Origin of the sequence: Caballeronia sp. dw_276 (genome assembly GCF_018449635.1) — a bacterium.
Classification (GTDB): domain Bacteria; phylum Pseudomonadota; class Gammaproteobacteria; order Burkholderiales; family Burkholderiaceae; genus Caballeronia.
Map to the genome: position 1 here is coordinate 55,846 of NZ_JAAVUV010000009.1, position 26,593 is coordinate 82,438.

23 protein-coding genes are annotated in these 26,593 nt (G+C 60.1%); 14 read left to right on the forward strand and 9 right to left on the reverse strand.

Annotated features, from left to right (window positions below):
* Positions 1-40 precede the first annotated feature (40 nt).
* Complete coding sequence (locus tag HB633_RS19525) at positions 41-400, forward strand: hypothetical protein (protein ID WP_255581034.1); 360 nt, start codon at positions 41-43, stop codon at positions 398-400.
* 121 nt (positions 401-521) lie between these two features.
* On the opposite strand, the gene groL is transcribed toward HB633_RS19525, so the two are convergent.
* The 3 genes from groL to HB633_RS19540 all read right to left on the reverse strand — a co-directional run bounded on the left by groL (position 522) and on the right by HB633_RS19540 (position 4,088).
* Complete coding sequence (groL, locus tag HB633_RS19530) at positions 522-2,165, reverse strand: chaperonin GroEL (protein WP_213779839.1); 1,644 nt, start codon at positions 2,163-2,165, stop codon at positions 522-524.
* A gap of 109 nt (positions 2,166-2,274) precedes the next feature.
* Positions 2,275-2,565: a co-chaperone GroES gene (locus tag HB633_RS19535; protein WP_031362728.1), complete on the reverse strand. Its 291-nt coding sequence runs from the start codon at positions 2,563-2,565 to the stop codon at positions 2,275-2,277.
* 749 nt (positions 2,566-3,314) lie between these two features.
* The gene (locus HB633_RS19540; protein WP_213779840.1) at positions 3,315-4,088 is read right to left on the reverse strand and encodes a helix-turn-helix transcriptional regulator; all 774 of its coding nucleotides are present in this window, start codon (positions 4,086-4,088) and stop codon (positions 3,315-3,317) included.
* 113 nt (positions 4,089-4,201) lie between these two features.
* On the opposite strand from HB633_RS19540, the gene HB633_RS19545 reads away from it, so the two are divergent.
* Positions 4,202-5,281, forward strand: coding sequence for a medium chain dehydrogenase/reductase family protein (locus HB633_RS19545; RefSeq protein WP_213779841.1), 1,080 nt, complete (start codon positions 4,202-4,204; stop codon positions 5,279-5,281).
* 53 nt (positions 5,282-5,334) lie between these two features.
* Here HB633_RS19545 and HB633_RS19550 read toward each other — a convergent pair whose 3' ends face one another.
* Positions 5,335-5,985: a hypothetical protein gene (locus HB633_RS19550; protein ID WP_213779842.1), complete on the reverse strand. Its 651-nt coding sequence runs from the start codon at positions 5,983-5,985 to the stop codon at positions 5,335-5,337.
* Between the two features lie 394 nt (positions 5,986-6,379).
* On the opposite strand from HB633_RS19550, the gene HB633_RS19555 reads away from it, so the two are divergent.
* From HB633_RS19555 to HB633_RS19560, 3 genes are all read left to right on the forward strand, one after another.
* On the forward strand, positions 6,380-7,363 hold the full coding sequence (locus HB633_RS19555; RefSeq protein ID WP_213779843.1) for a hypothetical protein: 984 nt from the start codon (positions 6,380-6,382) through the stop codon (positions 7,361-7,363).
* A 371-nt stretch (positions 7,364-7,734) separates the two neighbouring features.
* On the forward strand, positions 7,735-7,866 hold the full coding sequence (locus HB633_RS30960; RefSeq protein WP_255581018.1) for a hypothetical protein: 132 nt from the start codon (positions 7,735-7,737) through the stop codon (positions 7,864-7,866).
* A 316-nt stretch (positions 7,867-8,182) separates the two neighbouring features.
* Positions 8,183-8,866 carry a DUF2242 domain-containing protein gene (locus HB633_RS19560; RefSeq protein ID WP_213779844.1) on the forward strand — a complete coding sequence of 228 codons (684 nt, stop codon included), beginning with the start codon at positions 8,183-8,185 and terminating at the stop codon, positions 8,864-8,866.
* Positions 8,867-8,875: 9 nt separating this feature from the next.
* On the opposite strand, the gene HB633_RS19565 is transcribed toward HB633_RS19560, so the two are convergent.
* Positions 8,876-10,975, reverse strand: coding sequence for a D-(-)-3-hydroxybutyrate oligomer hydrolase (locus tag HB633_RS19565; protein ID WP_213779845.1), 2,100 nt, complete (start codon positions 10,973-10,975; stop codon positions 8,876-8,878).
* A gap of 260 nt (positions 10,976-11,235) precedes the next feature.
* A complete protein-coding gene (locus HB633_RS19570) occupies positions 11,236-11,598 on the reverse strand; it encodes a BON domain-containing protein (RefSeq protein WP_213779846.1) in 363 nt (120 codons plus the stop codon).
* Between the two features lie 107 nt (positions 11,599-11,705).
* Between HB633_RS19570 and HB633_RS19575 the strand changes: the two genes are divergently transcribed.
* Entirely contained in the window at positions 11,706-12,053 is a 348-nt protein-coding gene (locus HB633_RS19575) for a hypothetical protein (RefSeq protein ID WP_213779847.1), read from the forward strand.
* A 41-nt stretch (positions 12,054-12,094) separates the two neighbouring features.
* Here HB633_RS19575 and HB633_RS19580 read toward each other — a convergent pair whose 3' ends face one another.
* The gene (locus HB633_RS19580) at positions 12,095-12,250 is read right to left on the reverse strand and encodes a hypothetical protein (protein WP_213779848.1); all 156 of its coding nucleotides are present in this window, start codon (positions 12,248-12,250) and stop codon (positions 12,095-12,097) included.
* Positions 12,251-12,384: 134 nt separating this feature from the next.
* On the opposite strand from HB633_RS19580, the gene HB633_RS19585 reads away from it, so the two are divergent.
* The 5 genes from HB633_RS19585 (at position 12,385) to HB633_RS19605 (ending at position 17,961) form a co-directional block, all read left to right on the forward strand.
* Complete coding sequence (locus HB633_RS19585) at positions 12,385-13,767, forward strand: TAXI family TRAP transporter solute-binding subunit (RefSeq protein ID WP_255581035.1); 1,383 nt, start codon at positions 12,385-12,387, stop codon at positions 13,765-13,767.
* A 75-nt stretch (positions 13,768-13,842) separates the two neighbouring features.
* A complete protein-coding gene (locus tag HB633_RS19590; RefSeq protein ID WP_213779850.1) occupies positions 13,843-14,493 on the forward strand; it encodes a 2-hydroxychromene-2-carboxylate isomerase in 651 nt (216 codons plus the stop codon).
* A gap of 163 nt (positions 14,494-14,656) precedes the next feature.
* On the forward strand, positions 14,657-15,628 hold the full coding sequence (locus tag HB633_RS19595) for a LysR family transcriptional regulator (RefSeq protein ID WP_213779851.1): 972 nt from the start codon (positions 14,657-14,659) through the stop codon (positions 15,626-15,628).
* 192 nt (positions 15,629-15,820) lie between these two features.
* Entirely contained in the window at positions 15,821-17,035 is a 1,215-nt protein-coding gene (locus HB633_RS19600; protein ID WP_213779852.1) for an MFS transporter, read from the forward strand.
* Positions 17,036-17,214: 179 nt separating this feature from the next.
* Positions 17,215-17,961 (forward strand): GntR family transcriptional regulator, encoded by a 747-nt coding sequence (locus tag HB633_RS19605; RefSeq protein ID WP_213779853.1) that lies wholly within the window; start codon positions 17,215-17,217, stop codon positions 17,959-17,961.
* Here the strand turns inward: HB633_RS19605 and HB633_RS19610 are convergent, their stop codons facing one another.
* The gene (locus HB633_RS19610; RefSeq protein WP_255581036.1) at positions 17,962-19,287 is read right to left on the reverse strand and encodes a CoA transferase; all 1,326 of its coding nucleotides are present in this window, start codon (positions 19,285-19,287) and stop codon (positions 17,962-17,964) included. It abuts the gene before it with no gap.
* A gap of 319 nt (positions 19,288-19,606) precedes the next feature.
* Here HB633_RS19610 and HB633_RS19615 point away from each other — a divergent pair, with 319 nt between their 5' ends.
* The 3 genes from HB633_RS19615 to HB633_RS19625 all read left to right on the forward strand — a co-directional run bounded on the left by HB633_RS19615 (position 19,607) and on the right by HB633_RS19625 (position 24,514).
* Positions 19,607-21,046 carry a mannose-1-phosphate guanylyltransferase/mannose-6-phosphate isomerase gene (locus tag HB633_RS19615; RefSeq protein WP_213779855.1) on the forward strand — a complete coding sequence of 480 codons (1,440 nt, stop codon included), beginning with the start codon at positions 19,607-19,609 and terminating at the stop codon, positions 21,044-21,046.
* A gap of 159 nt (positions 21,047-21,205) precedes the next feature.
* Positions 21,206-22,654 carry a multidrug transporter subunit MdtD gene (mdtD, locus tag HB633_RS19620; RefSeq protein WP_213779856.1) on the forward strand — a complete coding sequence of 483 codons (1,449 nt, stop codon included), beginning with the start codon at positions 21,206-21,208 and terminating at the stop codon, positions 22,652-22,654.
* 585 nt (positions 22,655-23,239) lie between these two features.
* On the forward strand, positions 23,240-24,514 hold the full coding sequence (locus tag HB633_RS19625; RefSeq protein ID WP_213779857.1) for an EAL domain-containing protein: 1,275 nt from the start codon (positions 23,240-23,242) through the stop codon (positions 24,512-24,514).
* 19 nt (positions 24,515-24,533) lie between these two features.
* Here the strand turns inward: HB633_RS19625 and HB633_RS19630 are convergent, their stop codons facing one another.
* Positions 24,534-26,591, reverse strand: coding sequence for a response regulator (locus HB633_RS19630; RefSeq protein ID WP_346730342.1), 2,058 nt, complete (start codon positions 26,589-26,591; stop codon positions 24,534-24,536).
* Positions 26,592-26,593: the final 2 nt, after the last annotated feature.

A 26,593-nucleotide genomic window follows, 5' to 3' on the forward strand; every position in this document is an offset into this window, starting at 1 on the left:
GAGCGCTGCTTTGATCCTGGCTGGCGGTTTGTCGTCGGCAATGGCGCAAAACGCGCCCGCGCCAAACCCAACAAATACGGCTGCGCCGGTAGGCGATGGAACCTTCCTGCTCACCATTTTCCTCAAGCACGACGAGTCGAAGACGCTGCCGCAGATCAACCAGCAATTGAAGGAGCAAGGCTACTTCAAGGCGTTTCCGCCGCCAGGCGTTCAGGTGGTTTCGTGGTACGTGATGATGGGTATCGGCCAGGTGGTGACGCTACGCGTTCCCGCCGATAAATTGCGTGAAGTGAATCGCGCGATTGAATCCACCGCGTGGGGCGGTTATAGAACCGAGTTCTATCCGACCTACGACTACAAAGCCGCCGCTGAACAGATGCGCGAGCAGAACAACAAATAACGCTTAGATCCAAAGCGATAAAAAAACCCGCATCGGTTGCCCGATGCGGGTTTTTTCTTTGGCACAACAGCAGACTTCCGAAGAAGCCCGCGTTGTCACGCAATTCCGGCAGAAGCCGAAATTACATGTCCATGCCCATGCCGCCCATGCCGCCCGGCATTCCGCCGCCGCCCATCGGGCCGTCTTCCTTCGGCAGTTCCGACACAGCGCAGTCGGTCGTCAGCAGCAGACCTGCCACCGATGCCGCGTTTTGCAGTGCCGTACGCGTCACCTTGGTCGGGTCCACAACACCGGCTTCCACCAGGTCGACGTACTCGCCCGTTGCTGCGTTGTAGCCGAAGTTGCCCGTACCGGCTGCAACTGCCGCCACCACGACGCTGGCTTCTTCGCCGCCGTTCGTGACGATCTGGCGAAGCGGCTCTTCCATCGCGCGCAGCACGATCTTGATGCCTGCGTCCTGATCGGCGTTCAAGCCCTTCAGGTCCTTCAGTGCCAGACGAGCGCGGATCAGCGCAACGCCGCCGCCGGCCACGATGCCTTCTTCCACAGCTGCGCGCGTTGCGTGCAGTGCGTCTTCAACACGTGCCTTCTTTTCCTTCATTTCGACTTCGGTCGCAGCGCCAACCTTGATCACTGCAACGCCGCCAGCCAGCTTGGCCACGCGTTCTTGCAGCTTTTCACGGTCGTAATCAGACGTTGCTTCTTCGATCTGCGTGCGAACTTGCTTCACGCGCGCTTCGATGTTCACAGCTTCGCCAGCGCCGTCGATGATCGTGGTGTTTTCCTTCGCCACTTCGATGCGCTTGGCCGAACCCAGCTCAGCCAGCGTAGCCTTTTCCAGCGTCAGGCCGGTTTCTTCAGCGATGACTTGACCACCGGTCAGGATCGCGATGTCTTCCAGCATGGCCTTACGACGATCGCCAAAGCCTGGAGCCTTGACAGCAACGGTCTTCAGGATGCCGCGGATGTTGTTCACAACCAGCGTTGCCAGTGCTTCGCCTTCGACATCTTCAGCGATGATCAGCAGCGGACGGCCAGCTTTCGCAACTTGTTCCAGGATCGGGAGCAGATCACGGATGTTCGAAACCTTCTTGTCGTGCAACAGCACGAACGGGTTTTCGAGCACGGCGACTTGCTTTTCCGGCGTGTTGATGAAATACGGCGACAGGTAGCCGCGATCGAATTGCATACCTTCAACCACATCCAGCTCGTCTTCCAGCGACTTGCCGTCTTCAACCGTGATCACGCCTTCCTTGCCGACCTTGTCCATTGCTTCTGCAATGCGGTCACCAATCGACGAATCGCTGTTAGCCGAAATCGCGCCAACTTGTGCAATTTCCTTATTCGTCGTGCAAGGCTTGCTGATCTTGCGCAGTTCTTCGATAGCAGCCGTAACTGCCTTGTCGATACCGCGCTTCAGGTCCATCGGGTTCATGCCCGACGCAACGTACTTCATGCCCTCGCGAACGATCGACTGGGCCAGAACCGTAGCCGTCGTCGTGCCGTCGCCGGCGTTGTCGCTGGTGCGGGAAGCAACTTCCTTCACCATTTGCGCGCCCATGTTCTGGAGCTTGTCTTTCAGTTCGATTTCTTTCGCAACCGAAACACCGTCCTTCGTGACCGTCGGGCCGCCGAAGCTGCGTTCCAGAACGACGTTACGACCCTTAGGGCCCAGCGTGACCTTGACCGCGTTGGCCAGGATGTTCACGCCTTCGACCATCTTTGCACGGGCGATATCGCCAAATACAACTTCTTTAGCTGCCATATTCAAACTCCTTGATTCGTTTCAGTTTTTGGCTATCTGCCAGGCCGGGCGAGAGTCGCATGAAAGCGGTTCGATCGCGCCGGCTGGAGAGCCGCAGGCTTGAAGGTGATTACTTGACCAGAACGGCCATGATGTCTTCTTCGCGCATCACGAGCAGTTCATTGCCGTCGACCTTGACGGTCTGACCAGCGTATTTACCGAACAGCACGCGGTCGCCCACTTTGACGTCGAGGGCGTTTTGCGTACCCTTGTCATCGCGCTTGCCCGGGCCGACGGCCAGGATTTCGCCTTGATCCGGCTTTTCAGCTGCAGCGTCGGGGATGATGAGGCCCGAGGCAGTCTTGGTTTCCTGATCCAGACGCTTGACGATGACGCGATCGTGCAAAGGACGAAGGTTCATACACACTCCTCTCTTAACTGAGACTATAAAAATAAAACGCGGGAAGCCCGTTCGGCGGTCCATGGAACCACCGAACGGAAAACTGTTAGCACTCTCGTGCGACGAGTGCTAAGTATATGGCACACCGATCGGTAATTTCAAGAACGGATATAGAACAGAGGGACAAGAATTATGTCGACACCTCGAAACCCCCGTTCATTACCTGCGTCTAACCAACGTTGACCCAATTTTATCGGTCGAAAAATTCAATTTTATTCAACAACTTATGCCACTTTTGAGCGCCAACAAGGTTACGGACCAAGTTGTGTACCGCACGTTAGCCGACAGCCTGACAACAAACGACGTATTAGGCCTCTCTCAGCGTAAACCCTCAACTGAGCGGCTTGCCTGTCTGAAATACTCCCGCCGAGTGTTTACCTGAATCAGCCCAATGCAGATGTGCAGGTCGGTGTGGGCGGTAAGTTGGCAAAAACTGGTTGCTGACCGCGCGATGTGAAGTCAAATAACGAACCCTAATGGCGTAATGACCCGCTAAAGACCTCCAATCTTTCACAGAACAGCCGACCATGAGATCTGAATCGCGGGTCGGCGCAACCCGCTCGCTTCTATGTCAAAGCCATAGCTTCGCGGTATGTTGGGGCTCGCGCACCGGCTCAATTTTGCCGGGAGTCGGAAGAGAAACATTGAGCTAGGCGGATGTACCTTGCTAGCTATTCGAAATGCGAGGTCCTTCCACTGACTCTTCTCATTCACACAGGCGTGTAGAGCGAAAGCTTGAGCGCCGGATCGTCATTCGCTTGAAACGTAGCGTATTCATAGCGTTGTGCGCCCCGTTTGGGATGGGTGAGCACCTTCTGCCCAGACGTACTGCCGCGAACGTCATGTGCATTCCACCACTTCTTGAATTCCGGGCTATGGGCTTGCACGCGTTCGACCAATTCTATGAAAGCGGGATCACTAGCATGGAGATCGTGAGTCGCGCGAAAGAGCGCAACCATGCGGCGCGCTTCGTCAGTCCAGCCTCGGCCGAACAGCCGCCGCGAATCTGTTTCGATAAACATGAATGCAAGAATATTGCGGTTCGATGCGTCGAGGCGATCAAAGCCAAGGACATCTGCGGCGGCAGCGTTCCAGGCAAGAATGTCCCAGCGCCGCCCAACGACGTACGCCGGCAAATTTAGGCCCTTGATAAGACGCTCGATTACCGGCGGCACACGCTCTGGCGCAAAGTCTCGGTGATCGCCATTGCGCGCCAAGGCACGCAAGTGCGCCGCTTCGACCTTTCCTAGACGCAGGGCGCTGATAAGAGCATCGAGCGTGGCATCGGACGGACTAACCGTTCGGCCTTGCTCAAGCCGGACATACCAGTCGACGCCGATGCCCGCTAACTCCGCTACTTCCTCGCGCCGCAGACCCGGCGTACGACGGCGCCGGCCGCTCTTGAGCCCGAGCTCGACAGGGCTTAGCTTCTCGCGCCGTGAGCGCAAAAAATCGCCAAATTCACTTCGGCTCGTTGTCGCCATGATTTGTTTTCCCCTGTAGGAGGGTCGCTTGAGTCCTAGGATAGTACTAGGCCTTGTTGCCTATTCTAAGCCTGCCAGAATGGGCCGTCCCAACCATTCAAACGGAAAACGCCATGAAAGCTGCAATCCTGAAGATACTTGGCCAGCCCCTCGATATCGCAGAAATACCGGCACCGAAAATCGGCACGGGCGAAGTCGTCGTTGACGTCGTCGCCGCCCCCGTTTTGTCCTACGCGAACGAAGTGTTCAACGGCAAACGACGCTACATGATCGACTTACCGATGGTGCCGGGATGCGGCGCGATCGGGCGGGTGCGGACAAGCGGCCCCGACGCGACGCACCTGAAGCCGGGGGACTGGGTGTTTTGCGACCCGACCGTGCGCTCACGCGATGACGCCCTGATGCCCGATATCACCCTTCAGGGCTGGAGCGCACGGGGTGAAGGCGGCATGCGTCTGCAACGGCATTTTCACGACGGCACCTTCGCCGAACAAGTGCGCGTGCCGACCGAAAACGCGATTCGAATCGGTGAGATCGACCCAGGTGATGCCGCGCGCTGGTGCGCGCTCAACACCATGCTCGTACCATACGGCGGGTTGCTTGCCGCCAACTTCCAAGCCGGCGAAATACTGCTTGTGAGCGGTGCGACTGGAAATTTTGGCAGTGCTTGCGTCGCGACAGCGCTTGCGATGGGGGCGCGCTGTGTCGTCGCGCCTGGGCGCAACGAACACGCGCTCGCAGATCTCAAGCGACGCTTCGGCGATCGCGTGCGGATCGTAAAACTCTCGGGCAACGAGGACGAGGACCGCGAGGGCATGCGTGCGTCCGCTCCCGGCCCTGTTGATTGCGTAATCGATCTGTTGCCACCCTCGGCCACAACAACAACAGTGCGCGCGGCAATTATGGCCGTGCGCCCTTACGGCCGCGTCGTGCTAATGGGAGGTGTAGGCATGCTTGGCGGCGATGGACTTGACCTGCCTTATCCTTGGATCATGCGCAACGACATTACGGTGCGCGGCAAATGGATGTATTCGCCCGAAGCCGTGACGCACATGACCGGCTTGATCCGCGCGGGCCTGCTGGATCTTGGGCACTTTGACGTCACCACGTTTGCGCTGGACGACGCGAACGAAGCAGTAGCCCATGCAGCTGCCAACGGCGGGCCGTTTCGAATGACTGTGGTCCGGCCATAGAGCGCAGAAGTCCGCCAGTTTCGCTTATGCCGCGAAATGGAGGCGCGAGTCGATCAAAACCGATAAGTGATCCCCAATTGAACCACGGGATACCAATGGTACTTCTCCACTTCGCGGGTTACTTTTTGTTCGGCTTGCAGAATATTGTCCTGAGATGTGAACAAGCTGTAGATTGCCGGGATGTTGTAGTCGACATGCGGCCGACCATAGGCCGCGCCGATGTCGAAGGTGAAGCCAAACCCCTTCGATACCGGCTTGTGCCCGTATCCCAATCCGATGTAGGGCATCACTGTGGGCAACTTCGCCACTGCTGACGGTGCCGCGCCCACAGCGGGTACGAAATCGTCCCCGATCTTATAGTTGCCTTGCGCGTTTGGAACGGCATGGGCTTTCAACTCGTCATCGTTGATGAGCGCACCGCCGGTGACTCGAAAGCCGCTATTGCGAAACGGAAACAAGTCGAGATAAACGCCGCCCTGCTTGAGGCTTAGATGCCCGTCGTATTTGTTCTCATCCACGGTTACCGAATGCGAAAGACCGAAACCTTCTACCTCTGCGTGCACACCTGCCCACGTTGTCAACGAGTAAGCGGCTCCAAGACCTGCGCCCAATGATCCCGCGTGCGCATAGATTTCTTGCGCTTGTACGGTTGATGAACATATCGCCACTCCCGCAGCAGCAGCTGCGCTCAAAAATTTCCTCACCGCCCCTCTCCTTTTTAGCCCGGCTTTCCCGGAAGTCGAGACTTTAAGGTTTCAAGATTCGATTCGATGCGACGAATAGTGACCGCTTTTAAGCGTAATTCGAAATAAGGAAAAATGACCGCTCGCCGCTCCGCGCAATGACGTGCCCAGGTTCCGGCTGCCTCTTTCGTCTGGTAAAAAAGTTCATCGACTGTATTTAAGTGCCGTTTGAATTGACCATTTTTCTGGCCGTTGTTCGATGAATCAACTCGTTTCGCAGGCCGTGATAATCCGCTTGAAAGTTGGGTTTCACAGTGCATACGGTTACGCCGCTTTCCACGCAAACCCACTGGAACATCTGGGGCGCGCCCCGTTCACGATTCCGCGCAAGCGCGGCAAGACTACTGGAGTTGGCATGGCTTTGTATCAAGGGATTCGATCTACCGCGGCGGCGGTGGTCATTGCGACATCATTGGGTTTGAGCGCCTGCGGCGGAGGCGGCGGCTCCGATGCGCCGGTTTCCAACGTACTGAAACTTTCGACTGCAATTCAGAGCGAACACGTGGCCAAGTATGCCGGCGCGTTCGGCATGCTCGCAGGACCGGGTGTGGCGGCGATCTATACGTCGGTAGTGTCATCGTTCGTGCAGGACGTGTCGTCTGCCACGGGCGCATCGAGCACGGCGTGCGCGGGCGGCGGCTCTGTTGATGTCGTTGCACAGAGCGCTGGCGCAGCTGGCCTGCAAGCAGGCGAGAGCGCGACTGTCACCTTCAATCAGTGCATTGGGCAAGTGCAGGCAGCGACAGTCGCGAATGACGCGAAGGCCACGGGCACGATATCGCTTCAGGTTCAGAGCGCGAGCGGCCAAGTCGGCAGCAAGACCAGCGATTGGGCGTACACCGCTACAGAAACCGCGAACAACGTGACGCTGGTATCGGGCAAGGGAACCAATGTGCTTAATGGCACGATCAACATCGCCGTGTCCTTCGATGCAAGCACGGGATTGACCACGACGACGGCAACCGCGCCTTCGATCACGATAAACCGCACCCAGAGCACGTCGACTTCAGGCAATGTGAGCGGCACGATCACGGTTTCATCGCTGGCCATGACGCGCATTCACGGGACGAACCCGACAACGGATTCGGTTACGAGCAGCGCCGCAGTAAGCGTGTCGGCGAGCGATGCGGTCATTGCATTCAACGTGTCGACGCCGACAGCTGTCATCGTGACGGGTGGAGACCTTCAGCAGGGTGTTGTGCAACTGACGACAGATGACACTGTGGAGACGTTGTCGGCTGTGAATACGAACACGGTCGGAATCACTGTGACCTCGGGCGGCAAGACCGCCAATTACACGGAGACCTACTCAGACTTTCAGTCGATTGCAGGCGGTTGAAGCGCGGATCTTCCACGCCACGTGGTTATCCGATATTAAAAGTAATGGGATGGACGTCCCCGCCCAATCACGGCATCGATTTACCAGAGTGGCGGTGATTGACTACTCAAACCGGCGGGGTCTACCACGCAAATAACAATGGTCCGGGTTGACCTGGCCCTGCGCGTTGCAGGTTTCCGGGGGCTGTCGATGGTTTCGCAACACTTACGCCTTGCACTAGACGCCAGGGGACAGTCTTCAACGAACGTCAACGCTCTCGGGATTCTCGGCAAAAGTCGCACGCTACGACTTGAACAGATATTAGCCACCTAACGTTAAATGGCAGTTCAGCTGCGAGAGTTGTACCGTTGACGTGCGCAGTGCAAGGTTGGATGAACCTCGACACAAGCATGGGCGCCTGCCCGATAGCCGAGCGATTTCTAACGCCGGGAAGGCTGCGTGATTGGGATTACATCCGGGCGCAGATCAAGGAAGTCGACGTCGGCAGCAGATTCAGCGGCTAACGAGTTCCAATCCAGCCGAGGCGGGCACGCAGGATTTAAGGAGACTGTAATTTTGTCGTTCTCGCCGGTAAGCTCGGCAGTTGTTTCACACTGCGTCTCGTTGAGCGTCTGAATGATCTGAGTCACTTTCTTCGCCATTACAGATTTTTCCTCACATTGAACCTCCTTCGTTAATCCGTCAGACCAAGATATGACAAGGTGTAGACGTTTTCATCAGTTAATTGCCCTTGCGTAATTATTCACCTTTTTACGTCCGCCCTCGCGGCGCACTACAATCTATGCCGCCGATGTTCCTTGTTTTTTGCCGCAGACTGTCATGTACAAGCCGCTTTCCCGCCTTTCCCTTGCTTTTCCTTTATTGATTCTCGCCGCATGTGGCGGCAAGGCCGCGCCCACGCCGAGTTATCAGGCCGAGATGTTCTCGACGGGCATAAGTCCTTTTGCGCACAACTACGATGCAACCAGCCAGGAAACCTGCGAAGCCTCGCGCCGCGCGTTGTTAAGCCAAGGCTACATGACGACAATGGCCCAGCCCGATACCGTCGACGCCACCAAGAATTTCCAGCCGACGCCGGAAACGCACGTAGTTGTATCGTTTCATGTGGTTTGCACACCGGGCGAAAACGCGAGCAATACGAGCATTGCGTACGTGAATGCCGTGCAGGACGGCTATACGCTGAAGAAAAGCGATACATCGGCAAGCGTGGGGTTGAGCGTGCTCGGCTCGTTGTCCTTGCCGATCCGCTCGAACAGCGACTCCATGGTCAAGATTTCGAGCGAAACCGTCCCCGCGGGCAAATTCTACGATCGGTTTTTCGGTCTCGTGGGCCATTACCTGCGCACCGTGCCGCGCAGTTCCCCCATTCCTGGCGACGATGTCACGAGCCATCCGCTCGCGCCGTCGCTGATATTGAATTCGCCGGAGCTGACGCCCACGCCGATCGTCGTGCAGACGCCGGTCGTGAGCGCGCCTGCACCCGCCTCAGCGCCTACGCCGTAGAAACCTCGCTCACTGCGGCACGTTCACCGAACCGCCACCGAACGTGATCGCGTTGCCGCCGGGCGCGGCGGAAATCGCCGGCAGATTCGCCACCGATAAAGCCGGCGCCGCCCCCGCAGCACCGCCTCGCGGCACGGTACGCACGACCTGCGAAGGCGGCAACGGCGCGTTGTTCTTCAAGTGCGCCCACATCAGGTTCAGCGCCTGCAGGTTGTAGTAATGCAGCGGGATGAAGCGGTTATCGAAACCCGCGACGCTCAGGAAAGCATCGAAATGCTGGCCGTTCGTCACCTCGTAGAACGACAGATTGCTCGAATTGCCCTCGGCGAGCTTGTTCATGGCGGCGTACGGGCGCGACGCGTGGTTGATCGGCACGAGCGTATCCGAGCGGCCCTGCACGATGATCGCCGGCTTGCCGTGCAGGTTCGCATTCACCCGGATTGCATCGACGCTCGCAGTCATGCGCGCGTCGCCGTTCGTCCACAGGCCACGCACGCAGAACGCGCCGGCGAAGCTTGCATCGGTCGTGGCGAAGCGATGATCCGCCGCGCCCGGATTCCCCGCGTTGTAGACCAGATTGACGCCGTTGGTGGGCGGCACGCCGTTGCCGTTGCCGAACACGGTGGGCATGGGCGAGACGAGCGGCGTCACGCCGGCCGCGCCGGTGAGCGCATTGGTCGTGCCGAAGCTGAAGTTGCATAAGTTGTCCGTGACGCTCGATTGCGTGTACGCATTGGCGTATGTCACGGCAACGGCGGGCACGGCCTGCGAATCCCACATCGGCGCCTGCAGAAGGTCCGAGTCCGTCTGATAACCGGCTTGATGCAGCTGGGCCAACGCGCTGTTCGCCTGGCTGATGACATCGCCGCCGGAAATCACGCCGCTGGACGCCAGCGATGCGCATCGCGCCGTGCGGATGGCAGTGGTCGTAGCCAGCGGCAATGCGGTGAGATACGGCGCGCCCGTTGCCGCCGGCGCGAGCGCCGCGCATGGCTGGAGCAGATTTGCGAGCGACATGTAGTCGGCAAGCGGCCGTCCGAACGACGCGACCGGCACGCCGCCCTGACGGACGGACACCTGCGATGGAACCTTCAGGTTGATCTGCGGCTCACCGACCACCACCGCCGTGATCCAGCCTTGCGTGTCCTGCTCGGCGGCCGCGAGCGACGCGCCGCCGCCGTTGCTCACCGATGCCGCGATCGTCGTCACGTCGCCGCGGTTATAGCGCGTCTTGTGGTTGCTGCCATCGACTGCGCCGTAGGTATCGTTGAGCGCCCAGTACGCGAACTGGATTGCCTGCAGCGTATTCGTGCCCCAGTCCTTCTCCGGGTTCTGCTGCGAATGCGCGTGTTTGAACGCGTATCGATTGGGAAATTGTGCATTGAACGCCGCGATGCTCGTCGCGCCCGGATTCGCCGTGAATTCGCTGGTCTTGCCGGCGCCGCTCGCGTTGGCCAACGTGCCGTCGATCAGCGTAACCAGATTCGTCGCAAGTTCGTGCGCGCCGTTGCCGCTGCCTTTGTCGGTATAGGCCACCGCGCAGCCGCGCTTCAAGCCCCATTCACCCGCCGCCGATATCGCCCCGTACACGCCACGCGACCCAGACGAAGCCGCCGTGACAATGCACGGCTGGTCCGGGTTGAAGCTCGCTGGAATCTGCACGAGGAGGCTGACGTTCTTCTTGCCGCTGCCATCGTCGGCGTACGCGAGATATTCCTTGCCGGCGATCTTACCTTCGCCGAGGGTATCGTTGCCGTTCAGGTCGACATTCGGTCCCCAGAAGCGCCCGTATCCGCCGTTCGCGGACATATCCACGAGCGCGCGATAGTTCGAGTAGATCGCAAGGCGCCTGAGTTCGGCGGCGCTCGGCGACGCTGCGTTCGCAACAGAAGGCGCACTCGCCGATGCCAGCCCGGTCTTGCCCAGCCCCGCTGTCAGAAGGTCGTCCGTATTGCCGTCGTAGGTCTGCGTGCGAACGCTGCCCGAGATGAAACTCGGCAGTGAGTTGGATTGCGAGCCATTGTTGTCGTCGTCGTTTCCATGGCATGCCGCCAGACCTGCTCCAAGCGCCAGGGCGGCGAGCGTCATGGATACCGGGAATCGCTTCATGGTGTCTCCCTGAGTTCTTATCGGTTTGAACGCGTCCGCAAGCTCCACGCAAGCTGCGCGCAATCCCGTCACTCAACCACAAACCGGCGCGGCGCCACTACCCGGCAATACCCGGACCACAATTTCCCGGACCACACATGCAAAACGGGTTCCGGCGCACGAAGCACCGGAACCCGTTTCTTGAACCATTCGATTCCCGTCAAGCCGCGCCGTTAAGGGCAACGCAGCGGCCTTCCGAAAGCACGAGGCTCAAGCTTGCATCACGATCCGTTTTGCGGCGAAAGCGAGAGTTTGTTCGACACCGACGTCACGCCGGCTACGCCCTTCGCAACTTCTTCTGCCTTCGGGATCTGGGCGCCGTCCGGCACCGAACCCGTCAGGGTCACGGCACCGCCGCGTGCGCGCACAAAGATGTTCGACACGTCGATGCCCTGTGCCTTGCCCAAGGCACGGCGCACATCGAGACCGAGCTTACGGTCGGTCTTCTTGGTGTTCTTGGCCGTAGCCTTGGCGGTTGCCGCGTCCGTGGTGGCCGCTGCATCGCTTGATTGAGCATATGCGCTCGACGCGACCGCAACGCACAGCACGACGCCCAGTGCCTTCAACATATCGACTGCTTTCATGGTTTCTCCTTTTGTTTCGCTTTGGACTTCGCAAAGTTGTACTTCTTTGTGCTTCTTTTGGACCGCATCAACCCAGCGGCTTGCTACGACATCTTGCGGCTTGTCAGATGAACGGCGACCACGAATGGTCAACGTACACGGACGAAGCCGGCGATGCTGGCGACACGGTGTTGCGAGAGACTGGCGAAAAAAACGAATGTCCGGCCGTTCTTATACGGGTGTCATGGCGGATATCACTCCGTTCATTCAGGACACGCACTGCTGCACATCGTGCGACGCTGCCGGTTCTGCACGGAGCACTTGCTCCGAAATGCCGGTTGGGCGGCGCGGATGCTGGTTCTGCGGCGGCGAACGTCAATTTAATCCAGCCTTGCCAGAAGCGCAAAGCATTTAACACGATGACACGTATCCGTGCGCTTATCGTGACGCCCTGGATGAAAATTGATGCGGGATGACCACGTCCTAGGGCGTGCCCCTGATTCGGGCGTATTTCCGTTCATGTACCATCGGCGACAATTCGGATCGGCTCAGTCATGTAGCGCTCGAGCCGGTACTCACGCAAAAAACCCATTTGAACGAGTTGTTTAGTGAACGAGGGTTTTCCCTTTTTCTCTTTTGCTATTCCTTCTGCTTCAAAGACGCGCGGCTTCAACGATTGATCCTGCTGGCGCCAAGCCCGTCTCAAGTCTTGCCTCACCAACCTCGACAATGACCCAAGCTCCCGGCCAGAAACCTCCTTCCCCGGACGATCCGCCAAAACCGCGTGCCCGGCGCATCGCGCCTTCCATGGCGCGGTTCGTCGCTATCTCGTGGCGTGACCTCGCGATTTCGTTCGGCCCGATCCTGCTCGTGAGCGCGGCCGCCATTTACCTTGCCGTGCGGCTGATCCAGCCCGCGCCGCCCAATACGCTGACCATGTCGGCGGGGACGAAGGGCAGCTCGTTCTGGAATAACGCTCAGCAGTACAAGAAGATTCTTGCGCGCAACGGCATCACGCTGAACGTGCTGGAATCGCAAGGTTCGCTCGATAACCTGCAGAAGCTCGAAGACCCGAACTCGAACGTCGATGTCGGTTTCGTGCAGGGCGGGATGGCCGCGGCCGCTTCCGGCGTGCCGGGCGCCGCGCCAACCGCAGCCGATAAACACGAGGACCTGGTCTCGCTCGGCAGCGTGGCGTACGTGCCCCTGGCCGTGTTTTATCGCGGACCGGTGTTGACACGCTTGTCCGAACTGAAGGGCAAGCGCCTTGCCATCAGCACCGAAGGCAGCGGCACGCGCGCGCTGGCCCTCGCGATGCTGAAGGCGAACGGCATTGAGCCCGGTGGCAGCACCGAGTTGCTGCCGCTCGCGGGCGACGAGGCCGCCGCCGCGCTTTCGAACGGCAGCATCGACGCCGCGTTTCTCACCGGCGACTCGGCGCAGCCGCCGACCATGGGCAAGCTGTACAGGACAACGGGCATCCGTTTCTTCGATTTCACCCAGGCCGATGCCTACGCTCGCCGCTTCCCATACCTAAAAGTCCTCAACCTGCCGATGGGCGCCTTCGATCTCGCGAAAAACCTGCCCGAGCATCGGATTCGCCTGATCGCGCCCACTGCCGAGCTGATCGCGCGGGACGGTTTGCATCCGGCGCTTTCCGATCTGTTGATCGAAGCGGCGAAGGAGGTCCACGGCCGCGCCAACCTGATGCAGTCGGCCAACGAATTCCCCGCGCCGCTTTCGCACGAATTCCGCATCAGCGACGACGCCGAGCGTTATTACAAATCAGGCAAAGGCTTCCTGTATAGAACGCTGCCCTTCTGGATCGCAAGTCTCGCCGACCGCGTGATCGTGCTGCTGGTGCCGATCATCGTGGTGCTGATTCCAGGCTTTCGCCTCGTGCCTGGGCTCTACCGGTGGCGCGTGAGATCGCGCATCTACAAGATCTATGGCGCGTTAATTGCAATCGAACGAGAAGCGATGACCGACCCGGATACCGTCCAGCGCGACGCGCTGATCGAGCGGCTCGATGACATTGAAGGGAAGGTCAACCAGATGAAAATGCCGCTCGCCTACGCGGACCAGTTCTATGTGTTGCGGGAACATATCGGCTTCGTGCGGCAGCGTCTGACCCTCGCCCAGAGCGCCGCGCTCGACGCGCAGGCAGACAGCGTTCAGCACACAACGTAATATCGAAAGCTGAAACGACGGTAACCTGAATTACAGGTGCCGCATGAAGGGCATCGAAATGCCAGGGAGATTCAAATGAGCGCCTCGCCTTCCACCGATCCGCGCCAGCCGTACTTTTTTTTCGATTTCAATTCTCCCTTTTCGTATTTGCTGCTGGAACAGCATGAAAAGTGGCCGAACATGCCGTTCGAGGTCTTGCCGATCGATTACCTGAAGTTGCTCAAGCACTGGGGCCAGCCAATGCCAGGCTCCATTCCCCCGAAGCGGGTCTTCATGTATCGCTACGCGCTGTTCCGGGCCGAGCAACTGGGCATTCCGTTCAAGATGCCGCCGTCGCATCCGTTCGATTCGTCGAAGGCGCTGCGGCTTGCGGTGGCATCGGGCGGGGAAATTGGCTGTATCCGCGAGATTTTCCGGTTCATCTGGAAAATGGGCCGCGATCCGTCCACGGAAGAAGGTTTCGACGACCTTTGCCGTCACGTCGGTTTGCCGGACGGCGCGAAGATGATCGAACTCGACGACGTCAAGGCGACGCTGCAGGCGAACGTCGAGCGCGCGATCGAGCTTGGCGTGTTCGGCGTTCCGACCTTCGTGGTGAACCAGCAACTGTTCTGGGGCGAAGACACCTTGCCGATGGTGCTTTACGTGGCCCGGTCGCCGAACTGGCTGGAGGCGGCGGAGGTCCAGCGCATCAGCAACCTGCCAAGGACCGCGCCGCAAATGTAAAAGCACGGCTGGCCGGGGTGAAGGCGGCCGTTCCTATCCCGCGCATAGCGGCCACGCTATGGCGTGCGGGTTCGGGCGGGCTTAACGTAGCGGCTTCGGCGTGCATCGCCATGTTTTTTTGTGTATGAGCGCGCTCTGATGGGGCCGCCCGAACGCCTCGCCAATGAACGATCCCGCCGACTCCGCTGATTCAAGTTCGACAGATTCCCTCGATATCTGGCTGATTCGCGTTCTTCAAACCCTTTTGACCGAGCGCAGCGTCACGCAGGCCGCACTGCGCCTGAACCAGACGCAGCCAGCGATCAGCACGGCGTTGCGGCGTCTACGCGACCTCCTCGGCGATCCGATTCTCGTGCGCGGCAAGCAGGGCATGGTGCCGACGGAATACGGCGCGTCGCTCTTGCCCGCCACGCAGCGCGCGCTGCGCGAAGTGGAATTTGTCGCCACGCCGCACGGGATCTTCGATCCCGCCACCTCGCGCCGCACGTTCCGCGTGGCCGCGCCGGATTATCTGAACGACTTTTTCATGCCGACGTTGATCCGCGCATTCCGCGTCGCCGCGCCGAATGCGCGGCTGGAAATCGAATCGCTGAGCCCGACGCTCGATCACGAACGCGCGCTCGATGACGGCGACCTCGATCTGGTCGTTGCCAACTGGGAAAACCCGGAACCGCGTTTCGCACGGCGCGAGCTTTTCACGGATCACTTCGTCTGCCTGATGCGCCGCGGCCATCCGCTTGCGCGAGAACCGCTGACGGCCGCGCGTTATGCACTCGCCGCGCACTTGGCGCCGACTGCTTATAGCGGGGCGAAACGGCATCCCATCGATATTGGCCTGGCGAGCGCCGGCATCAAACGGCGCATTGTCGCCACGCTCCCCTACTTTGGCCTGGTGCCGCAAACGCTGCTGCAATCCGACCTGATTTTCACCGCGACGCGCCGCTTCGCCCTGCACTACACGGCACTTTTGCCGCTGGTGGTGATGGAGTCGCCAATCGAGTTTCCGCCCATCGAAAGTTATTTGATGTGCTTGCCCGATGTCAGCCGCCCGACCGATCTCGCGTGGCTGCAAGCGCTGATGACCGATGTATCGCGGGAGCTGACCGGGCAGCCCGTGCGAGAGTTGGACCGGTAAGAACTTCCTCTTCAGCCCGTTGTACTCGCCTCGCGGCAAATTTTAATGAGATGCAAAAAAGCCGCGAAGCCTTCCTGGATGCGGCTTGGGGCTAATTAAGTATTCACAGCAATGTTCGCTACATTGTACAGCGTGTCCAAACCTATGGGAAAATCACGCTTCTTCAGTAAGATCAACCCCGCACTTACCCCAATGTCCACCGAAGCCCAGTTGTCCCGCCGCGCCGATCTCGCCATTACCGGGCGAATTGTCGCCGTCGTCGTCTTCACGTTTATTTGCTACCTGACAATCGGCATTCCGCTCGCGGTGCTGCCGGGTTTCGTGCATCTGAATCTCGAGTATGGATCGGTGATGGCGGGCGTGGCGATCAGCGTGCAGTACTTCGCGACATTGGCATCGCGCCCACTCGCGGGGCGCGCCGCCGATAGCATCGGTCCAAAGCAGACCGTGTTGCGCGGACTGACCGCCTGCGCGATCAGCGGCGTGCTGTTATTGTGCGCCGCACTCGCCGAGCAATGGCATTCGGTGAGTCTGGCGTTGTTGATCGTGAGCCGGCTGGTGCTTGGGTTCGGCGAAAGTCTGGTCGGGACGGGCGCGATCACGTGGGGTATCGGACGGGTCGGGCCGAGTCAGAGCGGGCGGGTGATCTCGTGGAACGGCATCGCAACATACGGCGCACTCGCGCTTGGCGCGCCGCTCGGCGTGGCGATGGAGCACACGCTCGGGTTTGCATCGCTGGGGGCGTTCGTGATTGCGCTGGGTGGTATCGGTTATTGGCTCGCCACGCGGATGGGCCCGGTTCCCGTGGTTCACGGCGAGCGCATGTCGTATAGGAGCGTGTTCTTTCGCGTCTTGCCGCATGGCATGGGGCTCGCGCTGGGATCGGCGGGATTTGGTTCGATTGCCACGTTCATCACTTTGTTTTATGCCGCGCATAACTGGCCGAACGCCGCGCTTTCGCTGACCGTGTTCGGCACGATGTTCGTCGGCGCGCGTTTGCTGTTTGCCAATACCATCAAGGTCTTTGGGGGTTTCCGCGTCGCGATTGTGTCGTTCGCGTTCGAGTGCGTCGGCCTGCTGATGCTCTGGCTTGCCGCCGATCCCGCCTTCGCGCTGGCCGGCGCGGCGCTGACCGGCTTCGGCTTCGCGCTGATCTTTCCGGCGCTCGGCGTCGAGGCCGTCGGGCTCGTGCCGCCGGCTAGCCGGGGCGCGGCGTTATCGGCGTATTCGGTGTTTCTCGACTTGTCGCTGGGCGTGACCGGGCCGCTCGCCGGATATGTCGCCGGGGAATTCGGCTTCAGCTCCGTCTACTTGTTTGCGGCGATTGCTTCGGCGGCGGGCGTGGCGCTGACGGTCGCGCTGTATATGCGCACCGGGCGCGGACTCGGCGGCGCGGCGACCGCCTGACGGTTTTGACATGAGCGCCATGCGTTAAAAGGCGTCCGCTTCGGCGGACGTTTTGCATTGGCCACGAGGCGCTTTGTGAGGTGCCACCCTGCCCGAAGGTTTCCGCTTACGAACGAAACAGAACCGCCGTTGCGCTCCTTGTCTTAGAATCGCCGCTTGGTCCTCACTTCCTGCGCAATATGAACTCCACATCGGAAGACCGCTGGCGCGACTTGCGCCCGGACCCGGACAGCGACACTCCGCTTTACCTGCAACTCGCCCGCAAGCTCGGCAACGCGATCCACGATAACCGCTGGAACGCCGGCGAAGCGCTGCCCTCGGAGCGTGTGTTGTCGGAGGCGCTGGGGGTATCGCGGATCACATCGCGCAAGGCCATCGCGCTCTTGGTCGAACAAGGACTGATAAGGCGCACGCAAGGCGCGGGATCGTTCATCACACCGCGCTACGAAGACCCGCTTTCGCGTTTGTCGAGCTTTAGCGAAATGCTGCGCCGGCGCGGTTTCACGCCAGGATCGCAGTGGCTTTCGCGCGTGATCGAACCCGCGAATCGCGATGAAGTGATCCAGCTGGGGTTATCGCCGGCAGCGGCCGTTGCGCGTTTGCGGCGCTTGCGAACGGCCGATGGCATTGTCATGGCGGTCGAGAATTCGACTTTTCCGGCAGCGCTGATTCCCGATCCGCAAGCCGTGGGCGATTCGCTCTACAGCTTTCTCGAGCAGCGGAATCTGTCTATCGTGCGGGCCTTGCAGCATTTTCGCGCGGTGAATGCCAGCGATGAAATCGCCACGCAAATGGGCATCGCGCCACACGATGCATTGCTGCTGATCACGCGCGTGGGTTACACGGCGGATCAACGTCCAATCGAACTCACCGATACCTACTGCCGCAACGACTACTACGACTTCGTTGCGGAGTTGCGGAAGTAGTCACATCCAGCGCGGTTCATCCGTACCAACCGGCACTGGCGGCGAGGCCCAGAACGGCGGCGTGAGCAGCATGCGCTCAGGTGCTTGCGTGAGCGTCAGCGAGCCGAACGGCGATTCCACGGTTTGAAGCACATCCCTGACGTCATTGATTTGCGGATCGCGGATTTTCTGCCCATCTTCGATCAAACCCATCGATTGCAACCAGCGCCCCGTTCCCGCGAGCGACACCCGCACATGCCAGCTTCCGCCCTCCTCGGCGCGTCGCTGCAGCGCGGTCATCGCGCCAAACGCCGCGAGATAACCGGTCGCGTGATCGAGCGCCTGACACGGCAGATGGCGCGGGTTCGTCTGGCCAGCGGCCTGCGCTTCGGTCCACGCAATGCCGCTCGCCGACTGCACGAGGCTGTCGAAGCCACGGCGCCCTGACCACGGCCCCTTGTGCCCATAAGCCGATACCGATACGTACACGATCCCCGGCCGTTCTTGCGCGGCGTCCTCCGGGCTGAATCCCTTGGCGGCGATCGCGCCGGGCCTGTAGCCCTGCAGGAAGACATCGGCGTCTCTCAGCAGCGCGCGCAGGGTGGTGCGGCCGGCTTCATCGAGCAGATCGATGGTGGCGGAGCGCTTGCCGCGGCTGTTATCGATGACCAAAGGCGCAATATTCGGCAGATGCGGACCGTTGATCAGGAGGACATCCGCACCGTGTCCGGCGAGCGTGCGTCCTGCCACCGGACCCGCGATGATGCGGCTCAGATCGAGCACCCGGACGCCGGATAATGGCCGCTTCCCGCTGCCAATCGCTTCGGGTGGAGCGTCGCCAATCCTTGTGATTTCGAGCAGCGGCGTTTCGGCGATCGCGCGGGCTTGCGGCAGCATCGACCATTCGTCGGGCGTGCGGATCAGCGCGGCGCACAGGCCGGCGTCAGCAAGGGCTTCGTCGAGCGCGGCGCCGTCCCAGTGGCGGATCGCCTCGCTGACGCCGGCGTGATCGTTGGCGCAACCAAGCAGCTTGACCACGCCATCACGATGATGCTTGAAGTTCGTGTGAAGCTGAATCCATCGGTCGTTGCGGGTTTCGTAGAAGCCCATCAGCGGGTCGCGGAGCTCGGGCGCGGTATCGGCGTTGATGCGCAGATAGCGTTCGCTGCGAAACGCGATTGCCGCGCGGCGGGCATCGAGTTCGACCTGCTGCATCTGGCCTGTGCGCTGCCGGAAGCAATCGGCGGCGGCCAATGCCGCGGCGCCAATGCTCGCCGACGCCAGCGCGCACACCCTGTACACCGATGGCAATTGTCGCTCGTCTCCGGAAAGCGTGAGGTAGTGCAACGTATCGAGATCACGGTCTGTAAGGCGCCAGAGCGTCTCACAGGAATCTAGGGCGAAATTCAAGGCTGTGCCTCCGTATTAATAATTTCCGGCGAATCGTCGTGGCGCCTGATGTAATGCGGCTTACATTTGACGCAAAGCGATCGAATAAGATGTGCAGGAGCGCTGTTGCGTCATCCCTGGAGGCGAACGGGTTGATCGTCGGGTTTTTTTAACCGGCCCGCCTCTGTTCCTAAAAAAAGTCGAGCAACACGAACTTAAACGTCACCTGCGTAATTAAAGCAGAATTGCGCAACTAGATAGTTCCGAGGGGAATTGAATGAGTATTCATCCAGTCATTTTGTGCGGCGGCAGCGGTACGCGTTTGTGGCCTATGTCGCGAGGCGGTTATCCAAAGCAGTACCTGAAGCTGACGAGCGACAAAACCTTGCTGCAGCAAACGGCATTGCGCTTAAATGGAATCTTGGGTATCACCGCGCCTATCGTAGTGACAAACAACGAGCAGCGGTTTCTCGTGGCCGAACAGCTGCGTGAGTCGGGCACAGTCCCGTCAGCCATTGTCCTCGAGCCGGTCGGCCGCAATACCGCGCCTGCTATTGCAGTGGCGGCTTTGCTCGCGCTTCGCTCATCGCCGGACGCGTTGTTGCTCGTGCTACCGTCGGATCACGTGATCCTGAATGAGGAAGCATTCGCCCGCGTCACCGAAGCTGCGGCCGAAGTGGCGAAGCACGATTATTTAGTGACGTTCGGCATCGATCCGACCGAACCGCATACAGGTTATGGCTACATTCGCCGTGGATCGAACATTGGTGCGAACGAAGGCGCGTTCAGCGTCGCTGAATTTGTCGAGAAGCCGGATGCAGAGAAAGCTGCACGCTTCATCAACGAAGGTGGGTACTACTGGAACAGCGGCATGTTCCTTTTGAAGGCTTCGACCTATATGGACGAGCTGCGCAAATACGAGCCGGAAATCGCGCGTCAGACCACACTTTCGCTGGAGCTTGCCAAACACGATTACGATTTCGTTCGACTCGATGCCGGCGCGTTCCAGGATTGCCCGAATGTATCGGTGGACTACGCGGTGATGGAGCGCACTGATCGCGCGTCGGTGATTGCGGCGGCTGATCTTGGCTGGAACGATATCGGCTCCTGGACGGCGCTTGCGGAAATCGCGCAAAGCGACGCCCAGGGCAACGCGCTACTTGGCGATGTGCTTGTCGAGGACGTGAGCAACTCGTACATTCGCGCAGAACATCGAATGGTGGCGGCAATCGGATTGGACAACATCGTCATTGTGGAAACAGCGGATGCGGTACTGGTAACCCATCGCGACAGCACGCAAGATGTAAAGAAGATCGTCGAGCGGCTGAAGGCATCGGGACGTACAGAGTCGGTGACGCATCGGCGTGTTGTGCGACCATGGGGATCCTACGAAGGTATCGACCAAGGTTCGCGCTTCCAAGTCAAGCGCATCGAGGTGAATCCCGGCGCGCAGCTCAGCCTGCAAATGCATCATCACCGCGCGGAACACTGGATCGTGGTGAAGGGTACCGCAATGGTCACAAACGGCGAGCAGCAGATTATGCTCACCGAGAACCAGTCGACCTACATACCGCTTGGTGTAACGCACCGCTTGCTCAATCCTGGAAAGATCCCACTTGAGCTAATCGAAGTCCAGTCAGGCACGTATTTAGGCGAGGACGATATCGTGCGCTTTGAGGATACTTATGGGCGTGTACCTGCGGCAGATCGGCCGTAGGCCGCATACCTGAGCTGATCGAAATTTTTTTTGGAATCGCCTGCGCGCCCGTGGCCACCGCCCGGGCGTGTTGTGTTTCAAAGCCTTGCTTCTGCAATACGCCCGCCGCGGCCCGTGCATCCACGTAAAATCACGTCACTCCTTCCGCCGGCCGCCCCCATGCCCGACACAATCCGATCGAACGTTACCGCCTCCCCTTCTCCGCAGGCGCTCACGATCATGCTGTGGCTCGTCGCTACCGGCTTTTTCATGCAGACGCTCGACTCGACCATTGTCAACACAGCGCTCCCTGCGATGGCCCGAAGCCTCGGCGAAGCGCCGCTGCGCATGCAGGGCGTTGTGATCGCGTATTCGCTGACTATGGCGACCGTGATCCCGTTCTCAGGCTGGCTCGCCGATAAATTCGGCACACGTCACGTGTTCTTCAGCGCCATTTTGATCTTCACCATTGGTTCGCTGCTTTGCGCCAATGCCCATACGCTTATGCAGCTCGTGATTTACCGCGTGGTGCAGGGCGTGGGCGGCGCCATGTTGCTGCCGGTCGGCCGCCTTGCCGTGCTGCGCGTCTTTCCCGCCGAACGATATTTGCCGGCATTGTCGTTTGTGGCGATTCCCGGGCTGATTGGGCCGCTTATCGGGCCGACGCTTGGCGGCTGGATCGTGCAGATTGCGTCGTGGCACTGGATCTTCCTGATAAACTTGCCGGTGGGCGTGATCGGTTGCATCGCGACGCGGCTCTTCATGCCCGACAGCCGCAATCCCGCCACCGCGCCCTTCGATCTCGCCGGTTATCTGTTGCTCGCCGTTGGCATGGTGGCGCTGACCATCTCGCTCGATGGCCTAGCCGATCTCGGCTTGCAGCATGCCATTGTGCTTGTGCTGCTGGTGCTCAGCCTTGCTTGTTTTGTCGCTTACGGGTTGCACGCGGTGCGCGTGCCGCAACCCATCTTTTCGCTTGATCTCTTCAAGATCCATACGTTCAGCGTCGGCTTGCTCGGCAATCTATTCGCGCGTATTGGCAGTGGCGCAATGCCATACCTGTTGCCGTTGCTGCTGCAGGTGAGCCTGGGTTATTCTGCCTTCGAAGCCGGCCTAATGATGCTGCCCGTCGCTGCGGCGGGGATGGTATCGAAGCGCATTGTGACGAAGCTGATCATGGCGCGGGGGTATCGGCGGGTGTTGGTCGTCAATACGGTACTGGTTGGGCTGACCATGGCGAGTTTTTCGCTCACTAGCGCCGAGCAGCCGCTCTGGGTGCGGTTGATCCAGCTCGCGTTCTTTGGCGGCGTCAACTCCATCCAATTCACGGCGATGAATACGCTTACGCTCAAGGATCTCGGCACGGGCGGCGCAAGCAGCGGCAACAGTTTGTTCTCACTCGTGCAGATGCTTTCGATGAGTCTTGGCGTGACCATCGCCGGGGCGGTTCTCGCGACTTTCACCGGGCTCCTGCCGAAAGTTACGGAAACGAACTCACTTCCCGCTTTTCACGCGACGTTCCTTTGCGTAGGAATCATCACAGCGGCGTCGGCGTGGATTTTTGCGCAGCTTGCGCCGGAGATCCGTGCAGTGAAGAGTACGGAGACGGATCCGTCTGAGGCGCACTAAGTATTTTTGGCCGGAATCCTGCTTTTAGGGCTTTCGCGCGATCCTTGTTAGCTATTCTCTGCAGCACTATTCGCCTTTGTCCGTAGCGGGACCCTATATATCCTGGTCCCTCGGCGACGAAGGAACGAAGCAAAGAAAAAGCCTTTCGCCACGGGCTCACAAAGGTCCCAAGCGGGCATATCCTGACTGGTTGGTCCCCGAAAAGCACGCTCGGCAAATAACCCGAACAGGCGCCACTGCTTCGCGTCGATGGCTACCCACACGCTTCACCACTAATGTGGGTAGCCTATACGGACCCCAGCGTTTTGTCCGGTCGCATCGCCAGTTCTCGCTCCATTGAGCGCCATCGAAAAACCCCGAACAAGTGCGATGGAAATTGAATCGGCACTAGAAAAGTGCATACAAAAACGCCACCCCATTGCTCAATGGCTCCACCTTCCCGGGCGGCCCTATTGAGGCCGCCTTTCCGGATCAGCGCTAAATGCGCATATTTCTTGCTCTTCCGGGAGGGGTCCTATCCTATAAACTGGCGCTGCCCAATGTTCTCTGACCTCGAGATGCGCTTGAACACCTGCCCCCTACACCATGAGCATGGTTGATATCGACCCTCCGCGCTTTCAACCGCCCCGCCCTATCGCGGGCGACGATGGCTCGCGGCGCACCGTCCTGTACGGCGAATACACCGTGTTCAGCGTGTTCCAGCCGGTATTCTCCGTATCGCACCGGCGCGCCATCGGATATCACGCATCACTGCGCGCGCGCGACGATACGGGCCGCCAAGTGCCATCGCATGAAGTCTTCACACAGGCCGCCCGGCGCGGCGACCTGCTGGAACTCGGACGTCTTGCCGAATCGCTGCATTTGGGCAACTTCTTTTCTTTCGATAGCAACGACGAATGGCTCTTCCTGAGCCTTCATCCAGCCGCGTTGATGGACACGAGCTACGGCGACGCGCTCCTGGCATCGCTGAAAAATGTCGGGCTGCCGCCGCAACGCGTAGTGCTCGAAGTGCCCGAACAAGCAGGCGGCGAAACCACGCGCTTTGCGGAAATCATCGATTCGTTGCGCAAGTCGGGCTTCCTGATCGCGCTCGACGGCTTCGGTGTGAAGCACTCAAATATCGACCGCGTGTGGCATCTGCGGCCGGATATCGTGACACTGGACCGGTGCATCCTGCAACAGGCGAGCGAGCATTCGCATATCGAACGTGTGTTGCCGGGACTGGTTTCGCTGCTGCATGAGTCTGGTCAGCTCGTGCTGATGGGCGGCCTGAGCACCGAACGCGATGCGTTGATCGCGCTCGAATGCGGCGTCGATTTCGTGCAGGGCGCGTACTTCGCAGGCCCGAGCGTGGAAGCCGTGAAACCGCAAGCGGCGCAAGGGGTGATGGATGCGTTGTCAGCTGCATCGCGTGAACGCGTGGCCGCGCGCGAGCGGGCGCAATCGGCGCGGCTCGCGCCCTACGTGAGCGCGCTTGAAAGCGCGGCAGCGCAACTGGTGGAGAGCGCTGGTCTCGCCGATGCCACGCGTGGCCTGCTGCAACTTCACGAAACGGCGCGCTGTTTTCTGCTCGATGCCTCCGGCCGCCAGATCGGCGACAACATCTTGCCGGCGGCACGTGCATCGCAACGCGCGAAGCGTTTCAGGCCGCTGTTGCATTCGGAGGGCGCGAGTTGGGAACGCCGGCCGTATTTCATCGAGGCGCTGCGCACGCCCCATCGCGTTCATCTGACCGCGCCGTATCTTTCCATCAACGAAGCGCACTTGTGCGTGACGGCATCGATTGCCGCGTCAACCCCGCGCGGGCTCGAAGTGCTGTGCGTGGACATCAACTGGGACGTGACATCTCAACGGCGCTAGCCCAATCGCCGTCATTTACTCAGGCGGGCGTGCTCATCAACGCGGCCTTCACGGTGCGCGCCAGGTCTCCGATCTGAAACGGCTTCCTGAGCACGGAGTATCCATCGACCCGTTCCGTCGATACATCCACGTCCGCGTATCCCGTCGCAAGGATCACCGGCAGTTGCGGATGCGTGCGCTTCACCTCCGATATCACTTCGAGCCCGTTCATGCCGGGCATCGCGAAGTCGACCATCAGGAGGTCGGGATTGTCGGCATGCAAGCGCTCAAGGCCAAGCCGTCCCTGCGCCGCTTCCGTCACGGTATAGCCGAGCATCTTCAGACAGTCGACCAGGAAGCTGCGCACGTCGACGTCGTCTTCGATCACGAGAATCCGCTGATGCCCGTCCGAACGCTCATCGTAAGCTTCCGGCACGGCGATATTGGCAACGTGCCGCTCACGCGACGGCAGCCATAGTTCGACGGTCGTGCCCTTGCCTGCTTCGCTGTGGATCCGCGCTGTGCCGCCGGCCTGCGTTGCAATACCGTACACCTGACTTAAGCCAAGTCCCGTGCCCTTGCCCACTGGTTTAGTGGTGAAAAACGGATCGAAGACGCGCGATAGCAACTCCGGCGCAATACCCGTGCCGGTATCGCTTACGCCGATCACCGCGTACTGCCCCGCCGGCAGCGTTTCGTCCGGCGCGCTGCGCAGGTTCACGTGAATGGTCAGCACGCCCCCGTCGGGCATGGCGTCACGCGCGTTGATTCCGAGATTCAGCACGGCGAGTTCGAGCTGATTGGCATCGGCGTCGGTCCAGGCCTCATCGACATCGAAACGGGTGCCGAAGTGAATCCCCGTTCCCAGCGATAAAGCCAGCATGTCGCGCATGCCGTGCAGCATCGAGATGACATCGATGGCCTTCAAGTCCAAATTGCTGCTGCGCGAAAACGTCAGCAACTGGCCGGTAAGCTTGGCGCCGCGTTCGGTTGCGCGCTTGACGGTCCGCGCCATGTTTTGGACACGCTCGTCGTGGCTTACGCGCGTGATCAGTTCAGCGTTGCCCATGATCACGTTGAGCAGGTTGTTAAAATCGTGCGCAATACCGCCCGTCAGTTGGCCGAGCGCTTCCATTTTTTGCGCCTGTACGAGCACGGCCTGGACCTTGGCGCGTTCGTTAATCTCCTTCATGAGGCGATCGTTCGCCGACGCCAGTTCCTGCGTGCGCTCGGCGATCCGGCTTTCAAGGGTGTTGTTCAGACGCTCGACCACGAGCTGGCTTGCGAGGATCTTTTCGTTCACTTCGTGCCGGTCAGTGACATCAAGCGATACACCAATGATCCGCGTCGTCGCAGCGCCCGTCGCGTTGTTGACGGTTCGCATCGGATGACCGCGCGACTCGACCCAGTGCACCGATCCATCCGGCCAGACCGCCCGGTATTCGAGCGTGAGATTCGTGTTCTCCTCGATGCAGCGTTCGAGCGCGCGGTGGCGCATCTCGCGGTCTTCCGGATGAATGGCCTCAACGAGCTGCGCATAGTCGACCGTTGGCACCTTCAGCCCAAAGATCTTGCGAAACGCCTCGGTGGATCGCAGCGCACCGGTCTCGACATCGAGTTCCCACGACCCCAGCCGGCCGGCCGCGAGCGCGAGATGCAGCCTTTCCTGCGATTCAACGCGCTCCACTAGTTGGCGCCGTGCCTCGTATTGCCGCAACCGGGCGCGCAACGATGACGCAACCGCGCGTCGCAACGTGTCGGCATGCAGCGGCCGCTCGAGCACGACCACGTTGCCGAGTTTTTCGAGCAACTCGAGCGCGTGTTTCGGACGCCGTTCCGTGCGTTTCGTGGCGAGCAGGATCAGCGGAAAGTCGGACCACGTCGCCTGCTGGTCGAGCCACTGGAAGAGCTGCGGCATGGCATCGTCGGAGAGCGCTTCTTCCGCGATCAGCGCCGTCCCCGCGCCCGCCCGCAGTTCGTGGTTGAGCATGGCCGCGTCTTTGCATACAACACATTTGCGGCCGTCGCGGGTTAGGAGTTCGCCGATGACATCGGCATCTCGGCCGCGCGGGGCGAGGATCAGGACTCGGTTCTCCACGG

What these genes read in the sequence shown, in the direction of transcription:
- HB633_RS19525 (WP_255581034.1), top strand. Translation starts at nt 41, where the DNA reads ATGGCGCAAAACGCGCCCGCGCCAAACCCAACAAATACGGCTGCGCCG.
- groL (WP_213779839.1), bottom strand. Translation starts at nt 2,165, where the DNA reads ATGGCAGCTAAAGAAGTTGTATTTGGCGATATCGCCCGTGCAAAGATG.
- HB633_RS19535 (WP_031362728.1), bottom strand. Translation starts at nt 2,565, where the DNA reads ATGAACCTTCGTCCTTTGCACGATCGCGTCATCGTCAAGCGTCTGGAT.
- HB633_RS19540 (WP_213779840.1), bottom strand. Translation starts at nt 4,088, where the DNA reads ATGGCGACAACGAGCCGAAGTGAATTTGGCGATTTTTTGCGCTCACGG.
- HB633_RS19545 (WP_213779841.1), top strand. Translation starts at nt 4,202, where the DNA reads ATGAAAGCTGCAATCCTGAAGATACTTGGCCAGCCCCTCGATATCGCA.
- HB633_RS19555 (WP_213779843.1), top strand. Translation starts at nt 6,380, where the DNA reads ATGGCTTTGTATCAAGGGATTCGATCTACCGCGGCGGCGGTGGTCATT.
- HB633_RS30960 (WP_255581018.1), top strand. Translation starts at nt 7,735, where the DNA reads ATGAACCTCGACACAAGCATGGGCGCCTGCCCGATAGCCGAGCGATTT.
- HB633_RS19560 (WP_213779844.1), top strand. Translation starts at nt 8,183, where the DNA reads ATGTACAAGCCGCTTTCCCGCCTTTCCCTTGCTTTTCCTTTATTGATT.
- HB633_RS19565 (WP_213779845.1), bottom strand. Translation starts at nt 10,975, where the DNA reads ATGAAGCGATTCCCGGTATCCATGACGCTCGCCGCCCTGGCGCTTGGA.
- HB633_RS19570 (WP_213779846.1), bottom strand. Translation starts at nt 11,598, where the DNA reads ATGAAAGCAGTCGATATGTTGAAGGCACTGGGCGTCGTGCTGTGCGTT.
- HB633_RS19575 (WP_213779847.1), top strand. Translation starts at nt 11,706, where the DNA reads ATGAACGGCGACCACGAATGGTCAACGTACACGGACGAAGCCGGCGAT.
- HB633_RS19585 (WP_255581035.1), top strand. Translation starts at nt 12,385, where the DNA reads ATGGCGCGGTTCGTCGCTATCTCGTGGCGTGACCTCGCGATTTCGTTC.
- HB633_RS19590 (WP_213779850.1), top strand. Translation starts at nt 13,843, where the DNA reads ATGAGCGCCTCGCCTTCCACCGATCCGCGCCAGCCGTACTTTTTTTTC.
- HB633_RS19595 (WP_213779851.1), top strand. Translation starts at nt 14,657, where the DNA reads ATGAACGATCCCGCCGACTCCGCTGATTCAAGTTCGACAGATTCCCTC.
- HB633_RS19600 (WP_213779852.1), top strand. Translation starts at nt 15,821, where the DNA reads ATGTCCACCGAAGCCCAGTTGTCCCGCCGCGCCGATCTCGCCATTACC.
- HB633_RS19605 (WP_213779853.1), top strand. Translation starts at nt 17,215, where the DNA reads ATGAACTCCACATCGGAAGACCGCTGGCGCGACTTGCGCCCGGACCCG.
- HB633_RS19615 (WP_213779855.1), top strand. Translation starts at nt 19,607, where the DNA reads ATGAGTATTCATCCAGTCATTTTGTGCGGCGGCAGCGGTACGCGTTTG.
- mdtD (WP_213779856.1), top strand. Translation starts at nt 21,206, where the DNA reads ATGCCCGACACAATCCGATCGAACGTTACCGCCTCCCCTTCTCCGCAG.
- HB633_RS19625 (WP_213779857.1), top strand. Translation starts at nt 23,240, where the DNA reads ATGAGCATGGTTGATATCGACCCTCCGCGCTTTCAACCGCCCCGCCCT.